The sequence below is a fragment of the Aquimarina mytili genome, from assembly GCF_016735115.1.
GTDB classification, from domain to species: Bacteria; Bacteroidota; Bacteroidia; order Flavobacteriales; family Flavobacteriaceae; genus Aquimarina; species Aquimarina mytili.
Window position 1 is genome coordinate 108,434 of record NZ_JAERQJ010000003.1, and the last position, 22,427, is coordinate 130,860.

Genomic DNA, 22,427 nt, shown 5'->3' on the forward strand with positions numbered 1-22,427 from the left:
AAATAATACGACAGATACCTAGTAAATAAAATTTCTCAATGACACATATTGATCTAATAATAATTGGAGGCGGACCAATAGGAATAGCATGCGGTTTAGAGGCCAAAAAAAATGGTATTGAATACCTTATTATTGAAAAAGGGCCCATTGTCAACTCATTGTTTAATTACCCAATAAACATGCAGTTTTTTTCATCTTCTGAAAAACTAGAGATTGATGAAATTCCATTTATCAGCAAAGAAGCAAAACCAAAACGTAACGAGGCTCTAGAATATTATCGCAGAATTGTAACTTCTAATGATTTAAATATCAATCTGTTTGAAAAGGTTACCTCTGTAAAAAAACAGGAAGAAATCTTTTATATTGAGACTGAAAAAGAAAAATACACAGCTTCTTTTGTAGTCGTAGCTACTGGATTTTATGATATCCCTAATACTATTGATGCCCCAGGAGAAAATTTACCAAAAGTTTCTCATTATTATAAAGATCCACATTTTTATGCAAAACAGAAGTTAGCTGTTGTTGGAGCTAGTAACTCTGCTGTTGATGCCGCTTTAGAATGTTATCGTAAAGGAGCAGAAGTAACAATGATAGTGCGAGGGCCAGAAATCGGTAAACGTGTTAAATATTGGGTGCGCCCAGATATTCTCAACAGAATCGAAGAAGGAAGTATTAAAGTATATTATAATGCCCTTATTAAAGAAATTTCGCCTGATAAAATTAGTATTACTATGCCTGAAGGTGATATAAGTATCCCAAATGACTATGTACTTGCATTAACAGGGTATAAACCTAATTTTAAGTTTCTTCAAGAAATAGGAATACAGCTTTCTGATGATCATAAGTTATATCCGCAGTATGAAGAAGAAAGCATGGAGACCAACATAAAAAATCTTTATCTAGCCGGGGTAATCTGCGGTGGAATGGATACACATGTTTGGTTTATCGAAAACTCTAGAATTCATGCCAAAACGATTATAAAAGATATCTCGTCAAAGACGAAAATTCCCTAGAAGATTAAAGAATTCATCTGGAGTACTCTTTCTATATACCAGAAACTAATCTTCAAAGTATCTAAAATTTAACATCTGCACCACGTATGCATATATTTCAGGAAATTTTTGTTTTAGATCATCTGGAGATTCCATAAAAACCTCAATCAAAACTGCGATAAATTCAAACTTATCTGTAAAAGCATACTCTCGAAGTATTTTAGCATCTACAATCTGCTTTCTTATTTCAATAGAGCCAAGGTATTCTTCCAATTCTAAAAACGTATCATAAAATATTTCAGAACTTATATTATTATTTTTTATGGAGTTATAGTGAATTGCATGTGTAATCTCATGAATTCCTAGATTTCTTCCATCGTCTTCATGTAAGTTCCCTTTTTGAAAATCTTTCCAGGACAATGCCATGGCCTTAGATCGTGGATTAAACTCTCCTATATTTTCCGTTTTATTCAAAATCGAATAAAATGACGCAGGATATATAATTATGGTATTGAGGTATTCTAATAAATAATGCCTCATTCCAAATGTAAGCTGAATGACCATCATCGTAATTTGCATTCGCATAAAATCATTTATAACCAGACCTTCTCTTCCAACAAAACGTATATCATCTAAAAACACAGCAGCTCTATGAGCAAAATACCGTTTTCTTTTTTTATCTAACTTATTATAAAAATCATTTTCTTCTATGAATACTTGTAAATTAGAAGGCAACTCCTTAATGGAAGGATAAAAATGGATGAAGTAGGGCTTCTTTTTGTATTTCACATATACAGATTCAAGATATCGTAAAACATAATATACACAAATGGATACGATACCAACAGTAACAATAACCCCTAAAATATTTTGGAGTATGGAGTTAGAAGGTTTTTCTTCTAATAGTAAGATTGCTATATAAAAGTTCAAAAAAAAGAAAATGCAGGTTAAGACTTCTAAAATTAGCGTTTTAGAAACAAAAACCCTGTTAAAATAGTAATTTAACATTCATTAATTATAAATAGAAAATCTCTGAAAGGTTATTTATTAGTAATATTGTTCTTATGCATATCAAATTTGTATAGCCTATTCTTCGAAATTATATCTTAATTTTTATAACTTCTTATATTTTTAAGAAATAAATTTATACGAAAAGCTATATCCGTTTCACATAATTTATACTCATATATAGTAGCGAAAAGGCACGAAGTACATCCGCATGATAAATAAAAAACATAAAGAGTTTTTAACGAATTTTAAAAAACAGCTTGTAATAGACTCTCCTGGTAGAATCAATTTTATTGGAGAACACACCGACTATAATAGCGGACTGGTGTTGCCAACCGCTATAGATAGAAAAATTATTCTTTCATTCGAAAAAAATGGCACTAACTCTTACTGTGCTTTATATAGCACTACTTATAATAAAATGTTTGAGTTCGATTTTAACGCAATAAAAATTAGCACTATAGAATGGGAAAATTATATTCTTGGAGTCATCCATGAGTTGCTTAAGGTTACGAAAAATATCAAGGGTTTCAATTGCATAATAGAAAGTGACTTACCTATTGGAGCAGGCATTAGCTCATCAGCCGCATTAGAGTGTGGGTTAGCCTATGGCTTAAATCAACTTTTTGACCTTAAACTACCCAAAATTAAACTCATAAAGCTATCTCAAAAAGCAGAACATAATTTTGTAGGAACAAAATGCGGAATTATGGATCAGTTTGCATCAGTTATGAGTGAAGATAATAAAGTAATTCTTTTAGATTGTATGAGCGAAACACACCGGCTAATCGATGCTAATTTTGAACCCTATAAAATTTTGTTATTGAATACTAATGTTACTCACAACCTTGCTTCTACTGAGTATAATACTCGCAGAAAAGAATGTGAAGAGGCAGTTAATATCATTTCTTCACAATTTAAAAATGTAAGATCACTAAGAGACATAGATAAAAATATATTAGAAAAATTCAAAAATGAAATCTCCAAAAAGTTATATAAACGTGCTTCTTTTGTAATAGAAGAAAACAACAGAGTACTTGAAGCATCAAAATCATTAGAAAAAGGAAATCTAAAACAATTCGGGGCATTAATGTACGAATCTCACAGGGGACTTCAACATCAATATGAAGTGAGTTGTCAGGAATTAGATTTTTTAGTTGATTTTTCTGAAAAAACCGATAAAATTTTAGGGGCAAGAATGATGGGAGGTGGGTTTGGCGGATGTACTATAAATCTGATTCATAAAGATAGTATTGAAGACTTTTTAGTTGAGGTTAAAAAAGCATATGAAGATATGTTTTCTATTGAATTAACTTCATTCACTACGGTTCCAAGTCATGGAACCTCAATTCGAAAATAATCATGGAAGATTTTAACAATGATCCGCATAGAAGATACAATATATTAACTGGAGAATGGGTACTGGTATCACCCCATAGAACCAAAAGACCATGGCAAGGAAAGAATGAGCAGCCTCAATTTTTTTCACATACAACTTATGATCCAAATTGCTATTTATGTCCAGGAAACACTCGTGCAAATGGAGAAAAAAATCCATATTATACCAAACCCTTTTCCTTTGTTAATGACTATTCGGCTTTACTACGGGATATTCCTAAAAAAGAATTACAAAATGGATTACTCAAAGCAGAATCTGAAAGCGGAATATGTAAAGTAGTATGTTTTTCGCCAAATCATGGACTTACTTTGTCAAAAATGGAAATTGAAGAAATCGTCTTGGTCATAAAACTATGGCAAGAAGAATTTACTTCCTTAAAAAACACCGATGATATTAATTACGTACAGATTTTTGAAAATAAAGGCGAAATAATGGGATGCAGTAATCCGCATCCTCATGGTCAGATCTGGGCACAACGTTCTATCCCCGAAGAAATAATTAAGAAAACTAGAGAGCTAAAACAATATTGGTCCACACACAAAAAATCACTACTTATGTCATACATTGAGCAAGAAATAAAAATAAAAGAACGAATTCTGCTAGAAAACGAACATTTCATTGCCTTGGTTCCCTATTGGGCTGTTTGGCCTTACGAAACTATGATCATACCCAAAAGAAAAGTACAACATATAGATCAACTTACAACCGAAGAAGTATCTGATTTTGCCAAAACCATTAAAACGTTAACGACCAAATATGACAACATCTTTAAAACCTCATTTCCATATTCGGCGGGGATACATCAAGCCCCTACAGATGGGTCTTCATATGAGTTTTGGCACATGCATATGTCATTTTACCCTCCATTGTTAAGATCTTCTAGCATAAAGAAATTTATGGTGGGATATGAAATGTTTGCCAATCCACAACGAGATATTACTGCCGAGCAAGCTGCGAAAATAATACGAGCACAAAATGATATACATTATACTTCTCAAAACTAATTAGTAAAGTTGTAATAAAGTACGTCTATTCCTGTTTCTGGAACTCAGCTAAAAAAACTAACACAAACATGAGTAACTCTAAGAAATTATCAAGAATAAAGTTTGTTAAACAATTGTATTAAAAATTTCCAGAAAGGTGTATCAAACTTAAATAACAAAAACCTCGCTACCATAGTGTGGTTTTTTGGTTTCCGTCAAAACCTCAACTCACTTTAATTCAATTTATTTAGAAAAAACAGCGTTTAACAGTAGTTTTTATGTGGCAATTACGGAGCTCTGACTGCTTTTATTTTAGTAACTTATTCACAACAAACTCAATAAAACCTAACCAAACAATGAATAATTCTAAGAAATTATCAAGGAGAAGTTTTGCAAAAAAATCAGCCTTGATAGCAGCAGCTGGGACTGTAGCTCCACAATTATTAAATTCTAAATCAAAAAAAATCACAAATGAAACCGACTATGATTACATCGTGGTAGGGTCAGGAGCTGGAGGAGGTCCTCTAGCCGCCAACCTGGCCAGAAACGGCTTTAAGGTTTTGGTACTAGAAGCCGGAGCCAAAGATCCTAAAACAGATAATTACAAAATCCCCGCCTATCATCCATTAGCATCAGAAGACGAAAAACTGTCATGGAATTATTTTGTAAAGCATTACTCCGGAGATCGAGATCAACTAGATAGCAAATACGTCCCCGGAAAAGGAATCTTATATCCAAGAGGGGCTACAATAGGAGGATCTACAGCAGTAAATGCCATGATCACTGTATACCCTCATGCTAATGATTTTGAATATATAGCCGAACTAACCGGAGATGACAGCTGGAGAGCAGAAAATATGAGAGAATATTTTAAACGTTTAGAAAATTGCGAATACCTTAAAAGTTGGGAAGCTATTAGAGAAGATCATGGATTAGATGGGTGGCTCCCTACCAACTATCAAAATCAGGATATTGGCACTTTACTAGAAAACACCTCGCTATTAGGTATCATTAAGGCTAATCTTGACTATACAGGCAGAAACATATTAGAAATATTTTTTAATGAACAATCTTTTGATGTAAACAAAAGGTTTTTTGAAAGAGGTGGTGAAGGCGCTTTATTGATTCCACAAACAATGGACAAGAAAGCCTCTCGACATTCGGTAAGAGAATATCTCTTAGAAACTCAAGAACTCTATCCAGAGAATTTAACCATTATTACAGATGCTTTAGTAAGCAAAGTAGTCTTTAATGATCAAAAAGAAGCTATCGGTGTAGAATATATCAAAGGAGAAAATCTTTATGAAGCTGATCGACTATATGATGACACATCTAATCCTAATACTCCTCAATTTGTAAAAGCAAGCAGAGAGGTTATTTTATCTGCTGGGGCCTTTAACACCCCACAAATATTGCAATTATCAGGTATAGGAGAAGCTTCTCTATTAGAAGAAAAGGGTATCGACCTAATACAAGATTTACCTGGGGTAGGAAGAAATCTCCAGGATAGATATGAAGTTGGAGTTAGTTATAAGCTAAAGGAGAAAATATTAGAAACCTGTACTTTTTCTGAAGGCAATGATATTTGTCTTAATAAATATAATAATAGTGCCGTTGGCCCCTACACCAGTAGTGGAGTCGCCGCTGCAAATATAAAAAGATCAAGTCCAGAATTACCTGACCCTGATCTTTTCACTTTTTGTGTGACTACAGATTTTATAGGATACTATCCCGGGTATAGCGAGACGATAAGAACAACTCGAGATAAAATTACTTGGGCTTTGCTAAAAGGTCATACCGAGAATACCGCTGGAGAAGTTAAAATAAAGAGTAGCGACCCTAGAAAGACTCCCGATATTAATTTTAAAAACTTTACTGATGCTCAGGACCTAGATGGTTCAGATATGCAAGCATTGATAAAAGGAGTAGATAATATTCGGAAGATTATGCAAAGTCATCATGTTAGCAACATTATTGAAAAAGAAACCTGGCCCGGAAGTGAAATTCAATCTTATGAAGATATGCGAGACTTTATCGCAAGAGAAACCTGGGGACATCATGCCTGTGGTACTTGTAAGATTGGAAATGGTGACACTAACGATGTATTAGATAGTAATTTTAAAGTGCGAGGGGTAAAAAACCTACGCGTTGTTGATGCTTCCGTATTTCCAAAGATACCTGGATTTTTTATCGCAGTACCTATTTACTTAATTAGTGAAAAAGCTACTGATGTCATTCTTAAAGATGCCGGTGTAGAAAGAAATGAGAATCTATTACGCAGAAAAATCAATCAATTCACTAAATCAAGAGCCGAACAAAAGTTAGAAGCCATCAGTGTAAAAGCATATCCAAACCCCTGTGTTAATCAGATTCATCTCAAGATCAATAATGAAATGGTATCAGATGGAGGCTATCTAATCATTGTGGATAACGGCGGTCGTATAGTATTTAATCAGTCGTATTCCAGTTTTGAGAAAGCCACCATAGATACCAGTGGTTTTCAAAGTGGTATCTATACATATTTAGTTCAATTAGGAGATCTTAAAAAATCCGGAAGATTCATGAAACAATAGACAATAACCAGCTTAATATCAAAATACCACTAACCTATCAAAAACTATGATTTAGTGGTATTTTTTTATATTCAAGTGTTTAATAAAATCTATATAGTAGAGTAACTTACTTTTCAACATTTACAATGCGCAATACATTTTAGCATCCAGTTATTACCTAAATCTCTCACTTATTACTTTTCATTAATTCTTGGCATTATTCATTGCTAATTTAGAACCATAGTTATAGGCTATAAATGACTAATACGTTTAGTAATGAAAGACAATAAGCTCTCGATAGATATTTTAATAATTTTTTCATTTGTAGTATGTCTGGTACTTTTATGCTCAGATATCTACAGTTCGTATTTAGAGTATTTTGTAAACAATGGCCTATCAAAAAGTTATATTAATCGATTTTTGATTAAACTATATAAGACCGCTCCCCTATTTCAACATACATTTTTTACCCGATTAGTATGCCTCATCTTATTTGCTGTAAGTTCTTTAGGGTTTGAGGTCAAAAAAAATCCTGAAAGCGACAAGCAATTAAAATACTACATTCTAACACTTTTACTTAGCGTAATAGCCTTTATTTTCATTCCCGAGTTTAAGATATCCCTTCTCCTACATGTACTATTTACTTCTTCAGCATTTGTAACTTTTATCTGGAGCAGCATAAGTCTTAGAAGGCACTACAATTATTATGGACAAAAAGATGAGTTCAATGAAGAAAACCTTGTCTTTTTACAAGAAAAAAAAGTAAAAGAAAACCTTTACTCAGTCAATTTTAAAACTGATAATGGAGTGATCAATGTGGTAAATCCTTTTCGAGCTACCATGGTGTTGGGAACCCCGGGATCTGGAAAATCATACTCGGTAATAGAAGAATACATTCGGCAGCATATAAAAAAACAATTCTCGATGCTGGTATATGATTTTAAGTTTCCATCGCTGGCCAAAGAGACATATGCTTTTTTCGAGTACTATAAAAGTAATTATGGTATAGAGCCTGAGTTTAATGTTATTTCACTTGATAATTTAGGACAATCCAATTTTATCAATCCCATTAGTCCGGATTTAATACGAAAAGCAGCAGATGCCATCGAAGCAGCGCAAACCGTATTATACAACTTAAACAAAGAATGGATCACCAATAAAGATTTTTTTGCGCAATCGGCAATCTCATATTTTGCTTCATGTATATATTTCCTTAAAATATATCAAGATGGCAAATATTGCACATTACCGCATGCCATAGCACTTGCCTCATGCCCAGACGAAAAAGTATTTAAGATTTTTAGTACATATCGAGAGCTTAAGTTTTTTATGACTCCTTTTGCAGATGCTCTAGAAAAAGAGGCCTTCGAGCAACTTTCTGGACAAACAGCATCAGCCAGAATACCGTTATCTCAATTAGCCACAAAAGAATTGTTTTGGGTCATGGGTAATAATGTTTATCCAGAATTAAATGTTCCTCTTGGCATCAATGATCCAGAGAAACCGTCAATAATGATACTGGCCAATTCTCCGGCTACTCAAACGACAAACTCACCTGCCTTAGGTTTGGTATCAACACAAATATTGAAAGAAATTAATCAACAAAATCGTCAACCCTGTTCTGTAATTATTGATGAGCTACCTACAATGTATTTTATGGGATTAGATAACCTTATTGCAACAGCTAGATCCAATAAAATATCTACTACCATTGGGATGCAAGATCTCGAGCAACTAAAGAGAGATTATGGGGATAAAATCGCCGAAACTATATTCAATATTGTTGGAAATATTTTTAGTGGTTCGGTAAGGAGCGAAACAGCAACAAAGCTTCAAGAAATTTTTGGTAAGAAAAAACAAAAGTTAAAAAGTGTATCTGTGGATACTACCACAACATCCTATAACATAAGTGAAAATTTAGAATATGTAATGCCAGTTGCTACTATTTCTCAATTGTCTCAAGGAGAATTTGTTGGCGTAGTTGCAGATAATTTTGGCGAAGAAATCAACAGAAAAATATTTAGAGGAAAAATAAAAATAGATAATCGATCTGATCAGATAAAGAAACCTATACCTAATATAATCGATGAAGAGGATCTTTCGCGATTAGTGGATGGTAACTTTAATCGAATTGTGGACGAAATTGACTTTTTGGTGGCAAATGAATTGCATAGAATACGTGCAAAAAATGAATCAAAGGTTACTTCTAAATAATGCGATTTTAGGTATCCATAAAAAAATATGAAGTAAAAGTCTAACATGAAAAATAACAAGGTAGCGCTAAAACATACAATAGTAGTTTTTTTGATTTTCATTGCTGAATGTGTTTGTGCTCAACAGCAACCAATAATGGAAAGAAATCATAATGCTTTGCCCAAATATTTTCCATTAAAAAAAAATGATTTTGTACGCGTATCCTCAGGATACGGATATAGAAAACATCCAATTGAAATGAAAAGTAAAATGCATTTTGGAATTGATTTAGTAGCAACAAAAGGAAAACCGGTTTATACAACGGCAACAGGTATTGTACAAAAAGTTAGTTACGAAAAAGGCTATGGAAATCATGTCGTCATTGCTCATTTTCAAGAAATAAAAACACTATATGGTCACTTATGGGTAATAGTCGTTAGACAAGGACAAAAAGTCAAACAAGGCGATTTAATTGGATTTGTGGGTGATACCGGAAAAGTAACCGGCCCACATCTACACTATGAAGTATGGGTAAAGGATAAAAAAGTAGATCCTCTTTTGGTGTGGAAAAACCTTCTAAAAATGAATACTAAAAAAATGGCAATTAATGCTAAAACAATGAATAATGGATAAGAAGAAAAAAATTATTGTTGGACTGGTATCTATACTCTTTGCAGGAATGCTTGTTGGGTTTATAAAGATTGTAATATTTCCGTCAAACAAATCAAAATCTCAAAATAGAATTAGTATTGCCACCCCAAAAGTGATGGAAGAAAAGATTGATCGCAAATCAAAAATACAAAACTATGAAGAAGATAAATCTCTATCGCGAACAAAAAATGAATTTATAAAAAATCTAAGTGATGTTGAGGATATTGCTCAAAAACAAACTCTGGAAGAGGAACCTATAATTACAGGTCAAAAAGAGCCTAAAGATAAAACTCCAAAAATGCTGAGTAAAAATAAGCCTCGAAAATCTTCACAAAATAAAAGCACAAAAAAAAGAACAGAAGAGGATGATATCAATGATGAGTTGCAAAGAATTATGGCAATGCAAGATCAACTCATAGCCGAATCGAATATGGCGGGAGTATCAGGTGATCCAAATGATATAGAATCATTAATGCAATCTTATAATCAATATGCCAATGTATATGGTCAAAACCCAGGAATTAATATGCAAAATCTGGGTCAGTTAGGGCTATCCCCCGAAGAAATTGCAGAAACCAATCAAAAAGCCAGCGAAAGGTTATCGAATTCTATCAAAGAAAAAATGACAAAGAAAAACTACTTTCTTGGAGCAGGATCTACGGATGGATCAGATGAGACTTTAGACCTAATTCCTGCTGAGACTGTCGATCAAGGAGTCCTAGTAAACGGAAGTACTATTGCCATTAGAACAAAAAAAGCAGTGCGACTTAAAAATCCTGCATTACTAATTCCAAAAGGAGCCATTATCTATGGTAAAGTGAATATTTCGACAGACAGACTATTAATTGACATCAATAGCTACAAAAAGCGAGACAAACTATACATTCTTGATTTTAGCCTTTTTGATTATGACGGCCGAGAGGGTGTGCACTTAGGCAATAGAACCTGGCCAAAAATACCATCAAAAGTAACCAAAGATGTATATGATTATGCCTATCAAAGAGGCACTCAGGCAGCTGCTTTTGGAGGTAATTCTAGTATCGATCTAGATCAGGCAAAAGATGTTGCTGTCCTCTCTGGTGCTAAAGAAATAAGTCAGGAAATATTTGAAAAGAGGAGAGTTTTCATGCCTAAAAAATATCATTTATGGTTTAATATCAACACCAAATAATATGAAAAGCGAAACGATAGAATCAATATTTCCGATTTACGCTATAGAAGACGATTTAATCGTCTCTAAAAAGGGAGATATAAGTGTGGCCTATAAGCTAACATTACCCCAAATATATTCTCTGGATACCGAAGATATTAATAGAATCAACCAGTTATTTGATAAATTAATACGGTCATTACCCGAAAACACCGTTATACAGAAACAAGATTATTTCTTCATTGATAGTATAAAAGAAGGAATTAGCAAGGGAGATCATATGCTATGTCGCAGTGATAACAAGTTCTTCTATGAAAAACCTACCTTAAGTCATGAGTGCTATTTATTTATCACCAAAGACTCGAAAAAGAAAATAGGTATCACCAGCTCTCCTAAACTTTATGAAAAGTATATGGAAGAAGTGGATAGTTTTTTAAAGGTAGTAAGCGCTAGTATGTCTTTTCTCGCTAAAGAAGATTATTTTACTATACAGAAGATTAATACAGATGAAATACTAGAAGTAATTGGCAAATATTTTTCGTTATCCAATAGTGGTGAACAATCATTAAAGGATTTGTTTTTCGACAAAAGACTTCAGGTCGGTAATCAGGTAGGAGAAATGTATGCCATAACTTCATATGATCAGCTTCCCCTAACCATAGAATCGACAAAGAAAAACATAGATTTTTCAACTCAGAAAACCGATTTTCAAATTCCATTCATTCAGCCCATTTGTTTGGGTTTAGAATGCAACCATATATACAATCAGGTTATCTATATTGACAGTTCTAAAAGTATTTTTTCAAAATTAAAAACAAAGCTTAATCAGTTTAAGAGTTTAGCGATTCTATCTAAAGAAAATGAGGTGACGTATGATCAGATTGATAAACTAGTAAGCGATTCTATCGAAAAGGAATTACGATTTGTGAATCAACATTTCAATATCATCATCTGGAATACTTCTGAAGACCGGTTAGAAAACAACAAACATCAACTTGAAAATTCTTTTAAAGAGCTCGGTATTGTTCCTTACCAAATTAAATTTTCATTAAAGGATCTCTATATCAATAACGCACCTGGTGCTGCAGTATACATTCCTGAAAATTATAAGTTTATTGGCATATCAGAGCAAACTCCCATCTTTTTAAACCTCGAAAGCTACTATAAAGGAAACAAAGACGGCATACTGCTAAGTGACAGAAAAAATGGGGCCCCGGTAAGGCTTGATCTTTGGGATGAACCTTTAAAAAGAGGGCTTATCGTAAATAGAAATAGATTGATTTTTGGGCCTTCAGGAACAGGAAAATCATTTCTTATTAATCATATCGCTAGTCAATATTACGAACAAGGGCACCATATCGTCATGATTGATATTGGCAACTCTTATAAGAAATTATGTCAACTGGTAAAAGGACAATATTTTGCCTATGACCCTGACATGCCTCTACAGTTTAATCCATTTTATTTTAGTGAAATTGCTGAAGTTAACAACGATAAAAAAGTATTTCTTACCTCATTGATTCTTTTCTTATGGAAAGGTGATGATCCATGTATGAGAGAAGAAAAGCAAATTGTTGGTCTATACTTAGACGCATACTATGATCACCTTTCTTCAGATTCATCCCTATTTCCTTGCATGTCTTCTTTCTATGAGTTTGTTGACAAGAATACCGTGTTGGAAGATGAAGAACGATATTTTGACAAGATTAGCTTTCAATTATCCATTCGTGATTTTCATGATGGAAAATATGGGCAAATTCTTAATTCAAGAAAGCAAATCAATCTGGTCCAGGAGAGATTTATTGTTTTTGAAATGGACAATATAAAAGATCACCCTGTTTTATTCCCTTTGGTTACTATGCTATGTATTGATGTGGTTATGGGAAAAATCAGAAAAATTCCGGAAGTAAAAAAATCCATTTTTATCGATGAGTGTTGGAAACCAATATCCAAAGGTGAAATGGCACAATTTATAAAATACTTATACAAAACAGTGAGAAAATTCTACGGCGAAGTTGCTATAGCCACACAGGATGTAGAAGATATTTTAGATACCCCAGCTGGTCCAGCCATGATTAACAATACCGATACCATGATCTTATTGTCGCACAAAAAGAAAATGGCGGCCAAAGACAAGTTTGCTCAATTTCTATCTTTTAGCGAATCGGATCTAGAGAAATTATTCTCTACAGACAAAAGGGAAGTTTTTGTGAAAGTCGGCAGTGTCTCTAATGTATATAAAGTGAATGTCTCACCAGAACGCTATGCCTGTTATTCATCTAATGCCGATGAAAACAAATTGATTTATGACATCTATAACGAAAAGAAAAACATGAAACTCGCTTTAAGAGAATTTGTTGAAAATAATTAAATCCAAAACCAGCTTAGATACTACAATACTATGAAACACTTTATACTATTTTTAATCATCATGGTCATCCCCTACTCTAATTATGGCCAAACCAACTTAGTCCCTTTACTTAAGCAAGATACCTTACACGTTTCAGATATTAAAACGACACATCTCTTATTCGATAAGGATATCAAATACCTTGATATAGGATCCCCATATTTTGTTGCCGATACGCTACAGCAAATGGTTAGGCTAAAACATATAGGAGAAGAGTTGATCGATGCCAGAAGCCAGATCTCTAACCTTACAGTAATTACCAATGATGGTGGTTATTACTCTATTGTCTTAGGGTACAATCGTTTTGCCGAAAAACTAACTTACAAAGTGAAACCATCGAATCAAATAGTTTCTATTTTCAAAAAAGAAGTTGGGATAGAAAAAGAAAAATCAGATGAATTGACTTCGCTATGTTCTCAGCTCGAAAAACAGGGAGCCAATGTGCGAATCAAAAATGGCAAAAAAGGAGACTTGAGAGTAGACATTACCGGGATCTTTTATATCGACGAGAAAATAGGAATACGCATTGAACTTAAAAACGAATCTACTATCGATTTTGATATCGACAATATTCTATTCAGAACCAAATTACATAAACGATTTTCTAAAGACTATCTATATCAGGAAAGAGTAATTCCTACCATACATATGTGTGCAGCTAGTATGGAAATTATTGGTCACGGGCGACAAAGCATTGTGATGTTATTTGACAAATTCATGCTTAACGAAAAAGAGAAACTAGCCATAGACATTTTTGAAGAGAATGGAGGTAGATCAGTAAGTACAACAATACCTAGAGAAAAATTATTACAACCAAAAATTCTTTAAGATGAAAACTTTCTTTATTGTAATTGCATTCTTAACCGCTTCTAACTGCCTGGGGCAAATACCTTATTTCGATTCAGGATTTCTTTCACGAGTATTTGAAAGTAATAGTGCAAGAGGTGCCAGGCGGGCGACCCAAAGAACCACCATAGCGTATAATGGAGCAGCAGCCACTACAGCCTTTGAGTATGCATCTAGAACACGATTAAATTTTAACCCTTTTAGTAGTACCAGAATTGATTATATACGCTATAGAAATATGTGCAACGCCTACCTAAACCCCTTTAAAAAAAGAAAATGTACCAATAGATTTAATTATCTAAAAGAGGCTCATACCCAGGTTATGGATCTAATGAAAGTACATACTTCTAGTCAAATCAACCAAGGAGTAAAGGAGCAGATTGTAGAAAAATACGCGAGTATCACCAATACTATATTTAACGAATTAGAGCAAATGAAAATACAAGCTGAAAAAAATAGATTCTCAAGGTTCCTTATTGCCAGATAAATTTAAACCCCTGGAAAATAAAGTCTTTAGTTCATTCTTTAAAAGAAGAATTCATGAAAAACAATCACATATTCTTAATCCTATTCATACTGATTTGTCAAACAGGGTTTAGCCAGTTGTTTCATTTTCATATTAATAATAACGATGGGCCTACCCGTCGCAAGCTAGGTCAATTAATCCTAACGTTGACTTCAAAAAATACGGCGTTGGGTATTACAAATGCTGCATTAAACAATGCTTTAATAAGTCATCGTAATCACTTGCGCAAAAACTACAGTAGAAACTCTTTTGATAGAAAAGATAATTTCTTACTCAATTCTGCTGGTTCTGCTACTTTAAGTTTGGGAACATCGGTACTGAGTAGGTACCCCAAACTACCATATATGACAAAGACAAAAAGAGATTATATCGAAGCAATAACTATGGACAAAGCAATACTACTCGGTTTACAATATATCGATGCTCGCAAAGTGAAATCTGGGCGACGTCAAGAAATTTATCGATTAAGAGGTGAGCTTATCAGAGAATTCTCAAAAAATGATAAAGAAGCTAGAAAAATACTGTTGTTCTCTGCAGCCGGTTGGTCCATAGTAAACTATGCTACCTTTTCAGAAATGATAAGGACATTAAAAGCTGTAGAAACCACCTTTTAAAATATCTTATGATGCGTACAATCCTATGTATACTATTACTTAAAAGTGTAGCCGTTTTTTCTCAATGGATCGATCCTGGATCACTATCGGGATCAAGCGCAGCCACTTTTCAATATATGATATTGGGAAATGCAGACCGAAATTTAACCAGACAGGTTAATAGATTTACTATTCAATATTCAAAAAGGATACCGTATCTAATGTTGTCTTCTAGTCTTACTAAAAAAATAAACACACAAATAGATACCGCCATACGTAGGTACAATTTTTTGGTTAGTAGAAATAATTCATTGGTTTTCTTCAGATACTCCAGAAAAAGAAATAACGCTAAAGCACTTACCATCATAAAGAAGATGCTTGATAATCTCGAACGAGAATTAAACAAACAAAACTCAATAGGAGTTATTCACGGAGAAAAATTAAACTTATATCAAAATGCTATGAAGTCATTATCCAAAATACATCGCTTGATGGATATTATAGAAGATAATGTTGCCCAAAGTAAATTATTAGATGCAATCACAAGAAGAAAATAATCGCAAAATGATACTTAATAGAAGAAATATAAAAACCCTGGGAATATTGATCCAAGACTATAAAAAAAACATACTCCTGTATATTCTTTTGATAGTCACATTACACCTTGCAAAGGCTCAGATTGTGATCAATGTACCAGGGTATTTTACTGATTTTGCTTCGCAAAGTAGCTATGTTGCTCTTAATACATCTAATACGATTATGTCAACACAGGTCGCTACTCAATCAGGAATTGCAGGTTCGATGAGCACAGTATTTGATAATCAAAATGATGAACTGAGTAGTATTAATTTTTATTTAAAACTCAGGAAAAATGGCATTAAAAAATTTATAAGCGGCCCTGGATTCAACAGACCTTTGGGGTATACAAGTTATGGATATATCGAAAAAAGATATCCAATTATTAACCTTACTAGTCCTTCAGATGTTTTTAGAAATACAAGAATTAGATGGAGGTATCGAAAAAAACTCTTTGCTGAGAGTCAAAAAGTTGATCATTATCTAAATCGACGGAACCCCATTCCTGAAGGAGAACGAGTTTTATTAGTACTTACTGCTTTAGAGAACGTAATCAATATTACCCTTGAAAATGAAACATACTAGTATTATAATAATATTCATCCTTTGTTTTACAAAAGGTATTGGGCAATCCTCATCACTAGCAGATGCATTGGTAGCTAAGCAAAAGGCAACTATTTCGGGGCTATTGATTGGAGAAATTATGTTAAAAAACCAGCAAGCCTCACTAATTCAACAATTAAGATCTCAAGAAGTTAAATACGCCCGAAAAAGAGGGCCTTTATCAAATATCTCTAATGTTCTGGTATTTAGTACAGTTCAAACCATTATATCGACTTTGGGGACTAAAATCGCTAAAATAGAACACAATATTAAGGTGCGGAAATATTCAACTTTGGGTATACGTCATGGACTATCAAGACATGAGGCAGAACTAAAAAGAGAGAAAGAATATTTCAACAGGCTAAAAGAAGAATATCAAACTCTCCAGATTGGTTTATCCATAAGTGGAGGAGCTGGATACAATTATACCGCTTTTCAAAAATTATTATTGAGAGTCATGACAGTCAGGGCAAAAATATTCGAGATCGATAAAGAAGTAAAGAGTCTCATGGGAGCGAGTTGGCTTTTATCAAAATAAAAAATAAAACGTATGGATTTAATAGACGCAATAGAAACGTTTCAAAGAGCAGTATTTTCTGGTGAACTAGGAGCCAGTAACCTTCTAGGGTTAAATGACTATGTAGACTATATAATAGGTTACGCATATGGATTGGCCTCCATCATTATGGTGGTTCTAGTGGGTTCTAAGGTTATTGTTTATTTTGTTAATCCTTCAGGAAATATGGATCCCTACATTCTTGTTAAACCTATATTGATTTTAATAGGGTTAGCACTATATCAGCCTTTGGTCGAAAACCTACTGGTAAGGCCCACAAACATTATTGGAGACATTACAACTGAAGCAGGAATGTTTGTAACCAGCTCTGGAAATATTAATGCTTTTGAAGATAGTTACAACTCTAGCATTACCAATATTCAGGATACATCTACAAATCCAGATGGGTCATCCGGGGATGGTATATACGATATCTTACAGGTCAACCCAATATTAGAAATCATACATCTTTTGATCTATTTTATTGCTTCGGTAGTTGCGGGTTATGTTATGCTGAGACAACTTATATACAAAGGCATCTATTTTGTATTGGGTGTTTTTGCACTACCTCTTGCACTAATCCCCGGTAATCAAGAAGTCTTAAAGAAGTGGTTTTTTGGTTTCCTATCTGTTCTTTTATGGTTACCCATACTCACCATCTTAAAAACAATTTTAATCCTAATTCATAACAATACTGGTAGTGGTTTTACCCAGATACTACTATCGGTTTGCTTGCAAGTAGTTATGATTATAGCAGTATTAAGAGTCCCTAAATATGCAAATATTCTGGTTAGTGCAGGTAGTGATTCTGGAAGCAGACTTACGGCAGGTTTTATAACCGCACCGATAAGAGAAGCCTATTATCAAAGAGCGGGTAGAAATTATAGAAGATAATTAACAATTATGGAATTTAAAACACCTAAAGTATTAGAAAAAAAACCGGTTATCGCAGGTTTCGATCTTAAAACAATAGTAATCATTATAGTATCTGTATTACTGTTCGTATTTACCGTTTTTGTATCATTTTTTATGTCGCTACTATCTCTTTCTGTTGGAATTTTCTACGTATACATCACCAAAAAATATCCAAAAAAAGGAGAACTAACACGATTATTAAAGTATAACTCTAGTACAAAATGTATACGAGTTAATCAACAAATTAAATCCCTAATAAAAAGAAATTAAAAGTAAAACTCTAAGAATGCTTCCTGCATAGGTAGTTTATTCGAAGTATATAATTATTTAAATTTTAGAAAAATGAAAATCACACTATTCAAACTCACAAATCTTAAAAACATCGATGTATCATCTCTTAGATCCAAAATCAGAAGACCAAAATTGATATGCACCCTTATATTACTTGCATTAAATATAACACCATTGTTTGCCCAAGTATCAGATGTTCAAACTCAATTAGGCACCTGGGGAAGTGATATTAAAACTATTCTTAACGCAGTAGTAGGTATATTCTCTATTGCCGGTGGTTTTCTAATTTTTATTCAGTATATGCAGGGTAATGAACAGGCGCAGAAAAACTTCATTCGATTTATAATTGGTTTGGCAATTTTCGGACTTATTGCCTTAATCGCTAATATCTTCTTACCAGGAGCAAATAACGATGTAGATTGGGATGTATAATCCTTGGTATATCATAGAACTCCAACTATTATAGCACCGATAGCGTATTATTCATCTCAACCGAGTTCATGAAGTACATCAGCAACTTTGCAAGGTCTCATTATGTTTTAAACCTTAGGATAATAGTCCCACAACGATGGTTTACTACATAACTGAGACCTAAAATAAAAGTCAGTAACTCTTAATCATACCATTATGGATTTAAAATCATTAAAAAACATACCAGCTAGTTTTGCCTTGGCAAAAAGATCCTTACTTTTTTGCCTAATCATTTCAATTTTTGTTTGTATCGGAAGCCTTACCTGGGCATTTATAACAACCAATAATATCAAAAACACCGCATTTGTTCTGACCAAAGATGGTCAAGCCGCACTAATACAAGGTGTACATATTAGTGAAATTGATTCGTATCGAAAACCCGAGATCATTAATCACATCAAAATGTTTCATACCTCATTTTGGCAAATCGATGAGTTTAATTATGAGCGTAACATTAACAAAGCCTTATACTTAGCTGGCACCTCGGGGAAGCAATTATTTAAAACTCTGGAAGCCAATGGGCATTTTGCCAAAATATCTACAGAAAACCTAAAACAAAAAATAGTAATCGATTCGGTCAAAGTAAATGATAAAACTACTCCTTATCAAGGACGATTTTATGGCAAGCTTAGAGTGCTCAGGACTGATCAAAAAACAGAATCTGTTACAGAGCTTAGGGCAAAATTTGTGCTCCATAATGTCTCTAGAACCAATAAAAACCCTCATGGGCTTTTAATAGAAAATTACCACTTGGACTCAAAACCTGTGCCTCCAAAAAAGTTATAAATCGATTTTACATCCCATTTATTACCTCGATCAATCACTTATTACTTATGACTTAGATTATGGATTACTGAACATTACATTAGTCTTATGAACACTTATTATAAACTTTAAAACCAATACATATGATTTACAATCCCGAATTATACAAAAAAGAAAACATCATAGGATGGACTGGTGATATCCAAAACAACCCTACCGTTTATTTCATGGATGACTCTACTGGTGATGTTAAAAAAATCAACGCTGGACACATTACTCAGTCGCATTCTTTTTCTGGAAATGTAGGAAGAGAAAAAGCGATTACTGGGAAATATTCTATTGAAAACACAGGACCAAAAAATGAACAAGGTGAAAACGTATCTCAAGAAGTTCTTGATGGAAATGTAATACATCAAAGTCGTAGTCCCTTTAAACCAGTACAAAATGAAGAACAACGTGAACAATTAGCGCAAGCCCTTAACAATCATCCCAAAGTCAAAAAAATGTATGTTGAGTCCTATATTTTAGGAGAGCTCGAAGATCTTCAGAATGAACAAGTACCGCAAGAACAAATTGAAGCAAATCTAAAAGAGCAAATTCGAGAGATACAGCTACAAGAAGTAAAAGATATTTGCCAAAGTGTAGACACCTGGGCAAAAGAAAACAATGCTACGCAATTGGAAAGAGATCGTGCATTATTGAAGGAGCTGCAAACACACTATACAAATACATTTCCAACGAAAATAGACAATACGTTAAAGGCTCTAAAAGAAAAGGGATATTTAAAAGATACAGCAACAAAAGAATTAGTTGTATCTGCAGAAGATGCTTTATCCTCATTACAAGAAAAAGAACAAACCACTAAAAACAAAGAGGCTAAAGAAAAAAAGAAAAAGGAACAACCATCTCTGGAAGCATTAGTGGGATCTGCCACAAATACTAATCAAGAGCATTCTGAGCGCTCTGAAAAACCTAAGCCAAATAAACTAGAAAAGAAAAAAAGTTTCCGTCGCTTATCATTTAGGGGATAATATCATTGTTATTTGGTGTGCGAATAAAGTACCTTAATTATTAAAGATAAAATTATGCCTAAATCACAATAAAGAAGGTATAAAAGTGATATCCGAAACCAAGCACACCAGTATAATTAAAGTATATGCGAAATACTATCCCCAAAGTAACATCGCATATACTTTTAAACCATTTTTTCTTATTTACACAAGAAACACTAAAAACAGAGCCTCATTATATGCCAAGGAAACGGTAAAAAGGCTCTGTTTTTCTTTTGGATACCGGTAAATATTTTTGATTCGGGATTTCTAAATATGTCCCGTCTCTTTTCTGAACATTTAAGGCGAAACTCATATTCACCAAATACGAATGATGAATTCTAAAGAAGTTATTCTGTGCTAACAATTCTTCATATACACCCAAATTTTTGCTTGAAACTATAGTGCAATTATTGCTGGTATGAAATATGGTATACTTCCCTTCCGATTGAAGATAAATAATATCTTCGACTTTGATGATTTTAACTTCAGATAGCGAAGGTATGGCAATCATCTTAAGCGGATTTTTAGGATTTATTTTTTTGTTGTACTCTGCAGAGGATTTCCTGAGTTGGATATTTTTTCTTGCCTTTTCTACGGCTTTTACCACTTTGTTGGCTGCAATAGGTTTCAGGATATAATCTGTAGCTACATATTTGAATGCCTCTAGTGCATACTTATCGCAAGACGAAATGACAATCAGTTCTTTATCTTGTATAGATTGCTCGCAATTTTTAAGCATTTCGAAAGAGCAATCGCTTCCTAAATTTACATCAAGGAAAACAATTTCAAATTGACTATCCTTTAAAGTATTGGCAGCTTCTTTAACATTTTTAGCCACCCCAACAATATTCAAATCTGGGCAATATTTATTAATCGTAAATTTTAAAATTTCTAAATGAGAGGCATCGTCCTCAATGATAATAGTAGATAATGTATTCATAAAATTAGTTAGGTTTTAAGAAGGATTATTTAATCCATAAATTGAATGTTAAATCATTGAAGTAAAGTTAGTTTTCAATTCCTTGCCAAAACATACGTACTTCTACGTAATAGATTTTCTAACTATCAAAATTTATGTTCATACAGCAGTATATCTACATTCCAACTACAAATTTTACTTATAAAAATTGCTCTAAAAATGATTCAAACTGTACACCTACAGTATTCTGAAAACAAGTGTAAAAATCTATCATTCTGTTATATCCATATTGTTGTATTACGGTCTGATTATTCACATTACTAATAAGAGAAATGCTACAATAATAAAGGCGAGTCTTCTCAAAAAATCGGCAAGGTTCAGTATGTAAATATTTCCTAAACTGCTGCTCGATATATTGAGTACTACAGCTATATCGCTTGGCAATTTCAGAATCGGTTACCAAACCCTGTTTGTTATCGATATGCCTTAAAATATGATTAAACAGTATTGGCTCTTCTTGATAATCCAGGTTTTCTAAATAATTACTTACATAATATTGAGGTTCTAGAATTGTATATACAAGTTCCAAAGAGTTTTGAATAATTGTAATTCCAAATGGGTTTATACTATTATTGTCAGAAAGATTTGCCGCGACAAGTGATGTGCATTGAGCTACTAGTAATTTGGTTTTTCCTAAACTCTGTACTATGAATGAATTATCGTTTGGAGCATAACTTACAACTCCACGAACGGTTATTTTATTATTAACATTAATCTGTAGATCATCACCAAAGACAAAAAAAAGATAAGAAAACCCACTGGGAAGAAATCGAAAAGGTCGATTTATAACCGTTAAATGAAGTTCATAGAAATCCAATACCCAATGTGCTATAGGTAGTCTATGCTTTATATACTTATTAAACGCTTTTTTCATGATGCTTTGCTGTACTAACAAAGCTAAGTATAAGGAGTATGT

22 protein-coding genes are annotated in these 22,427 nt (G+C 33.3%); 19 read left to right on the top strand and 3 right to left on the bottom strand.

The genetic code is table 11. The features are described from left to right. The first annotated feature begins 38 nt into the window (after positions 1-38). Positions 39-1,013, top strand: a complete 975-nt coding sequence (locus tag JJQ60_RS07820) for a YpdA family putative bacillithiol disulfide reductase (protein WP_201918409.1) — start codon at positions 39-41, stop codon at positions 1,011-1,013. A gap of 45 nt (positions 1,014-1,058) precedes the next feature. Here the strand turns inward: JJQ60_RS07820 and JJQ60_RS07825 are convergent, their stop codons facing one another. Then, a complete protein-coding gene (locus tag JJQ60_RS07825) occupies positions 1,059-1,922 on the bottom strand; it encodes a zinc-dependent peptidase (protein ID WP_201918411.1) in 864 nt (287 codons plus the stop codon). Positions 1,923-2,211: 289 nt separating this feature from the next. Here JJQ60_RS07825 and galK point away from each other — a divergent pair, with 289 nt between their 5' ends. From galK to JJQ60_RS07915, 18 genes are all read left to right on the top strand, one after another. After that, positions 2,212-3,360, top strand: coding sequence for a galactokinase (galK, locus tag JJQ60_RS07830; protein ID WP_201918413.1), 1,149 nt, complete (start codon positions 2,212-2,214; stop codon positions 3,358-3,360). Positions 3,361-3,362: 2 nt separating this feature from the next. Beyond that, positions 3,363-4,403, top strand: coding sequence for a UDP-glucose--hexose-1-phosphate uridylyltransferase (locus JJQ60_RS07835; protein ID WP_201918415.1), 1,041 nt, complete (start codon positions 3,363-3,365; stop codon positions 4,401-4,403). A 335-nt stretch (positions 4,404-4,738) separates the two neighbouring features. Then, positions 4,739-6,955 (top strand): GMC oxidoreductase, encoded by a 2,217-nt coding sequence (locus JJQ60_RS07840; protein WP_201918417.1) that lies wholly within the window; start codon positions 4,739-4,741, stop codon positions 6,953-6,955. A gap of 255 nt (positions 6,956-7,210) precedes the next feature. Beyond that, positions 7,211-9,148: a TraM recognition domain-containing protein gene (locus JJQ60_RS07845; protein WP_201918419.1), complete on the top strand. Its 1,938-nt coding sequence runs from the start codon at positions 7,211-7,213 to the stop codon at positions 9,146-9,148. Positions 9,149-9,193: 45 nt separating this feature from the next. Beyond that, positions 9,194-9,760 carry a M23 family metallopeptidase gene (locus JJQ60_RS07850; protein ID WP_201918421.1) on the top strand — a complete coding sequence of 189 codons (567 nt, stop codon included), beginning with the start codon at positions 9,194-9,196 and terminating at the stop codon, positions 9,758-9,760. Then, positions 9,753-10,949: a conjugative transposon protein TraM gene (gene traM / locus JJQ60_RS07855; RefSeq protein WP_201918424.1), complete on the top strand. Its 1,197-nt coding sequence runs from the start codon at positions 9,753-9,755 to the stop codon at positions 10,947-10,949. The genes JJQ60_RS07850 and traM overlap by 8 nt, the downstream gene beginning before the upstream one ends. Position 10,950: 1 nt before the next feature. Continuing rightward, on the top strand, positions 10,951-13,299 hold the full coding sequence (locus JJQ60_RS07860) for a TraG family conjugative transposon ATPase (protein ID WP_201918426.1): 2,349 nt from the start codon (positions 10,951-10,953) through the stop codon (positions 13,297-13,299). 30 nt (positions 13,300-13,329) lie between these two features. Continuing rightward, complete coding sequence (locus JJQ60_RS07865) at positions 13,330-14,166, top strand: DUF4138 domain-containing protein (RefSeq protein WP_201918428.1); 837 nt, start codon at positions 13,330-13,332, stop codon at positions 14,164-14,166. 1 nt (position 14,167) lies between these two features. Next, on the top strand, positions 14,168-14,671 hold the full coding sequence (locus JJQ60_RS07870; protein WP_201918429.1) for a hypothetical protein: 504 nt from the start codon (positions 14,168-14,170) through the stop codon (positions 14,669-14,671). 53 nt (positions 14,672-14,724) lie between these two features. Continuing rightward, on the top strand, positions 14,725-15,324 hold the full coding sequence (locus JJQ60_RS07875; RefSeq protein WP_201918431.1) for a hypothetical protein: 600 nt from the start codon (positions 14,725-14,727) through the stop codon (positions 15,322-15,324). An 8-nt stretch (positions 15,325-15,332) separates the two neighbouring features. Further along, complete coding sequence (locus tag JJQ60_RS07880) at positions 15,333-15,860, top strand: hypothetical protein (RefSeq protein WP_201918433.1); 528 nt, start codon at positions 15,333-15,335, stop codon at positions 15,858-15,860. Continuing rightward, positions 15,838-16,464 carry a hypothetical protein gene (locus tag JJQ60_RS07885; protein ID WP_201918435.1) on the top strand — a complete coding sequence of 209 codons (627 nt, stop codon included), beginning with the start codon at positions 15,838-15,840 and terminating at the stop codon, positions 16,462-16,464. The genes JJQ60_RS07880 and JJQ60_RS07885 overlap by 23 nt, the downstream gene beginning before the upstream one ends. Further along, on the top strand, positions 16,451-17,020 hold the full coding sequence (locus JJQ60_RS07890; RefSeq protein ID WP_201918437.1) for a hypothetical protein: 570 nt from the start codon (positions 16,451-16,453) through the stop codon (positions 17,018-17,020). Before JJQ60_RS07885 ends, JJQ60_RS07890 begins: the two co-directional genes overlap by 14 nt. 12 nt (positions 17,021-17,032) lie before the next feature. After that, positions 17,033-17,932 (top strand): hypothetical protein, encoded by a 900-nt coding sequence (locus tag JJQ60_RS07895; RefSeq protein WP_201918439.1) that lies wholly within the window; start codon positions 17,033-17,035, stop codon positions 17,930-17,932. Positions 17,933-17,941: 9 nt separating this feature from the next. After that, the gene (locus tag JJQ60_RS07900; protein ID WP_201918441.1) at positions 17,942-18,223 is read left to right on the top strand and encodes a hypothetical protein; all 282 of its coding nucleotides are present in this window, start codon (positions 17,942-17,944) and stop codon (positions 18,221-18,223) included. 72 nt (positions 18,224-18,295) lie between these two features. Then, positions 18,296-18,676, top strand: coding sequence for a hypothetical protein (locus tag JJQ60_RS07905; RefSeq protein ID WP_201918443.1), 381 nt, complete (start codon positions 18,296-18,298; stop codon positions 18,674-18,676). Positions 18,677-18,871: 195 nt separating this feature from the next. Next, complete coding sequence (locus JJQ60_RS07910; protein WP_201918445.1) at positions 18,872-19,501, top strand: hypothetical protein; 630 nt, start codon at positions 18,872-18,874, stop codon at positions 19,499-19,501. Between the two features lie 122 nt (positions 19,502-19,623). Beyond that, positions 19,624-20,511, top strand: a complete 888-nt coding sequence (locus JJQ60_RS07915; protein WP_201918447.1) for a hypothetical protein — start codon at positions 19,624-19,626, stop codon at positions 20,509-20,511. 214 nt (positions 20,512-20,725) lie between these two features. Here the strand turns inward: JJQ60_RS07915 and JJQ60_RS07920 are convergent, their stop codons facing one another. Both JJQ60_RS07920 and JJQ60_RS07925 read right to left on the bottom strand, forming a co-directional pair. Then, positions 20,726-21,472 (bottom strand): LytR/AlgR family response regulator transcription factor, encoded by a 747-nt coding sequence (locus JJQ60_RS07920; RefSeq protein WP_201918449.1) that lies wholly within the window; start codon positions 21,470-21,472, stop codon positions 20,726-20,728. A 178-nt stretch (positions 21,473-21,650) separates the two neighbouring features. Next, positions 21,651-22,385 (bottom strand): hypothetical protein, encoded by a 735-nt coding sequence (locus tag JJQ60_RS07925; RefSeq protein ID WP_201918451.1) that lies wholly within the window; start codon positions 22,383-22,385, stop codon positions 21,651-21,653. Between the last annotated feature and the right edge of the window lie 42 nt (positions 22,386-22,427).

Bases quoted from the DNA above. Each gene is read 5' to 3' on its own strand.
- JJQ60_RS07870 (WP_201918429.1), top strand. From the start codon at position 14,168: ATGAAAACTTTCTTTATTGTAATTGCATTCTTAACCGCTTCTAACTGC.
- JJQ60_RS07920 (WP_201918449.1), bottom strand. From the start codon at position 21,472: ATGAATACATTATCTACTATTATCATTGAGGACGATGCCTCTCATTTA.
- JJQ60_RS07865 (WP_201918428.1), top strand. From the start codon at position 13,330: ATGAAACACTTTATACTATTTTTAATCATCATGGTCATCCCCTACTCT.
- JJQ60_RS07895 (WP_201918439.1), top strand. From the start codon at position 17,033: ATGGATTTAATAGACGCAATAGAAACGTTTCAAAGAGCAGTATTTTCT.
- JJQ60_RS07925 (WP_201918451.1), bottom strand. From the start codon at position 22,385: ATGAAAAAAGCGTTTAATAAGTATATAAAGCATAGACTACCTATAGCA.
- JJQ60_RS07900 (WP_201918441.1), top strand. From the start codon at position 17,942: ATGGAATTTAAAACACCTAAAGTATTAGAAAAAAAACCGGTTATCGCA.
- JJQ60_RS07850 (WP_201918421.1), top strand. From the start codon at position 9,194: ATGAAAAATAACAAGGTAGCGCTAAAACATACAATAGTAGTTTTTTTG.
- JJQ60_RS07915 (WP_201918447.1), top strand. From the start codon at position 19,624: ATGATTTACAATCCCGAATTATACAAAAAAGAAAACATCATAGGATGG.
- JJQ60_RS07820 (WP_201918409.1), top strand. From the start codon at position 39: ATGACACATATTGATCTAATAATAATTGGAGGCGGACCAATAGGAATA.
- JJQ60_RS07840 (WP_201918417.1), top strand. From the start codon at position 4,739: ATGAATAATTCTAAGAAATTATCAAGGAGAAGTTTTGCAAAAAAATCA.
- JJQ60_RS07910 (WP_201918445.1), top strand. From the start codon at position 18,872: ATGGATTTAAAATCATTAAAAAACATACCAGCTAGTTTTGCCTTGGCA.
- JJQ60_RS07885 (WP_201918435.1), top strand. From the start codon at position 15,838: ATGCAATCACAAGAAGAAAATAATCGCAAAATGATACTTAATAGAAGA.
- JJQ60_RS07845 (WP_201918419.1), top strand. From the start codon at position 7,211: ATGAAAGACAATAAGCTCTCGATAGATATTTTAATAATTTTTTCATTT.
- JJQ60_RS07875 (WP_201918431.1), top strand. From the start codon at position 14,725: ATGAAAAACAATCACATATTCTTAATCCTATTCATACTGATTTGTCAA.
- traM (WP_201918424.1), top strand. From the start codon at position 9,753: ATGGATAAGAAGAAAAAAATTATTGTTGGACTGGTATCTATACTCTTT.
- JJQ60_RS07890 (WP_201918437.1), top strand. From the start codon at position 16,451: ATGAAACATACTAGTATTATAATAATATTCATCCTTTGTTTTACAAAA.
- JJQ60_RS07905 (WP_201918443.1), top strand. From the start codon at position 18,296: ATGAAAATCACACTATTCAAACTCACAAATCTTAAAAACATCGATGTA.
- galK (WP_201918413.1), top strand. From the start codon at position 2,212: ATGATAAATAAAAAACATAAAGAGTTTTTAACGAATTTTAAAAAACAG.
- JJQ60_RS07860 (WP_201918426.1), top strand. From the start codon at position 10,951: ATGAAAAGCGAAACGATAGAATCAATATTTCCGATTTACGCTATAGAA.
- JJQ60_RS07835 (WP_201918415.1), top strand. From the start codon at position 3,363: ATGGAAGATTTTAACAATGATCCGCATAGAAGATACAATATATTAACT.
- JJQ60_RS07880 (WP_201918433.1), top strand. From the start codon at position 15,333: ATGATGCGTACAATCCTATGTATACTATTACTTAAAAGTGTAGCCGTT.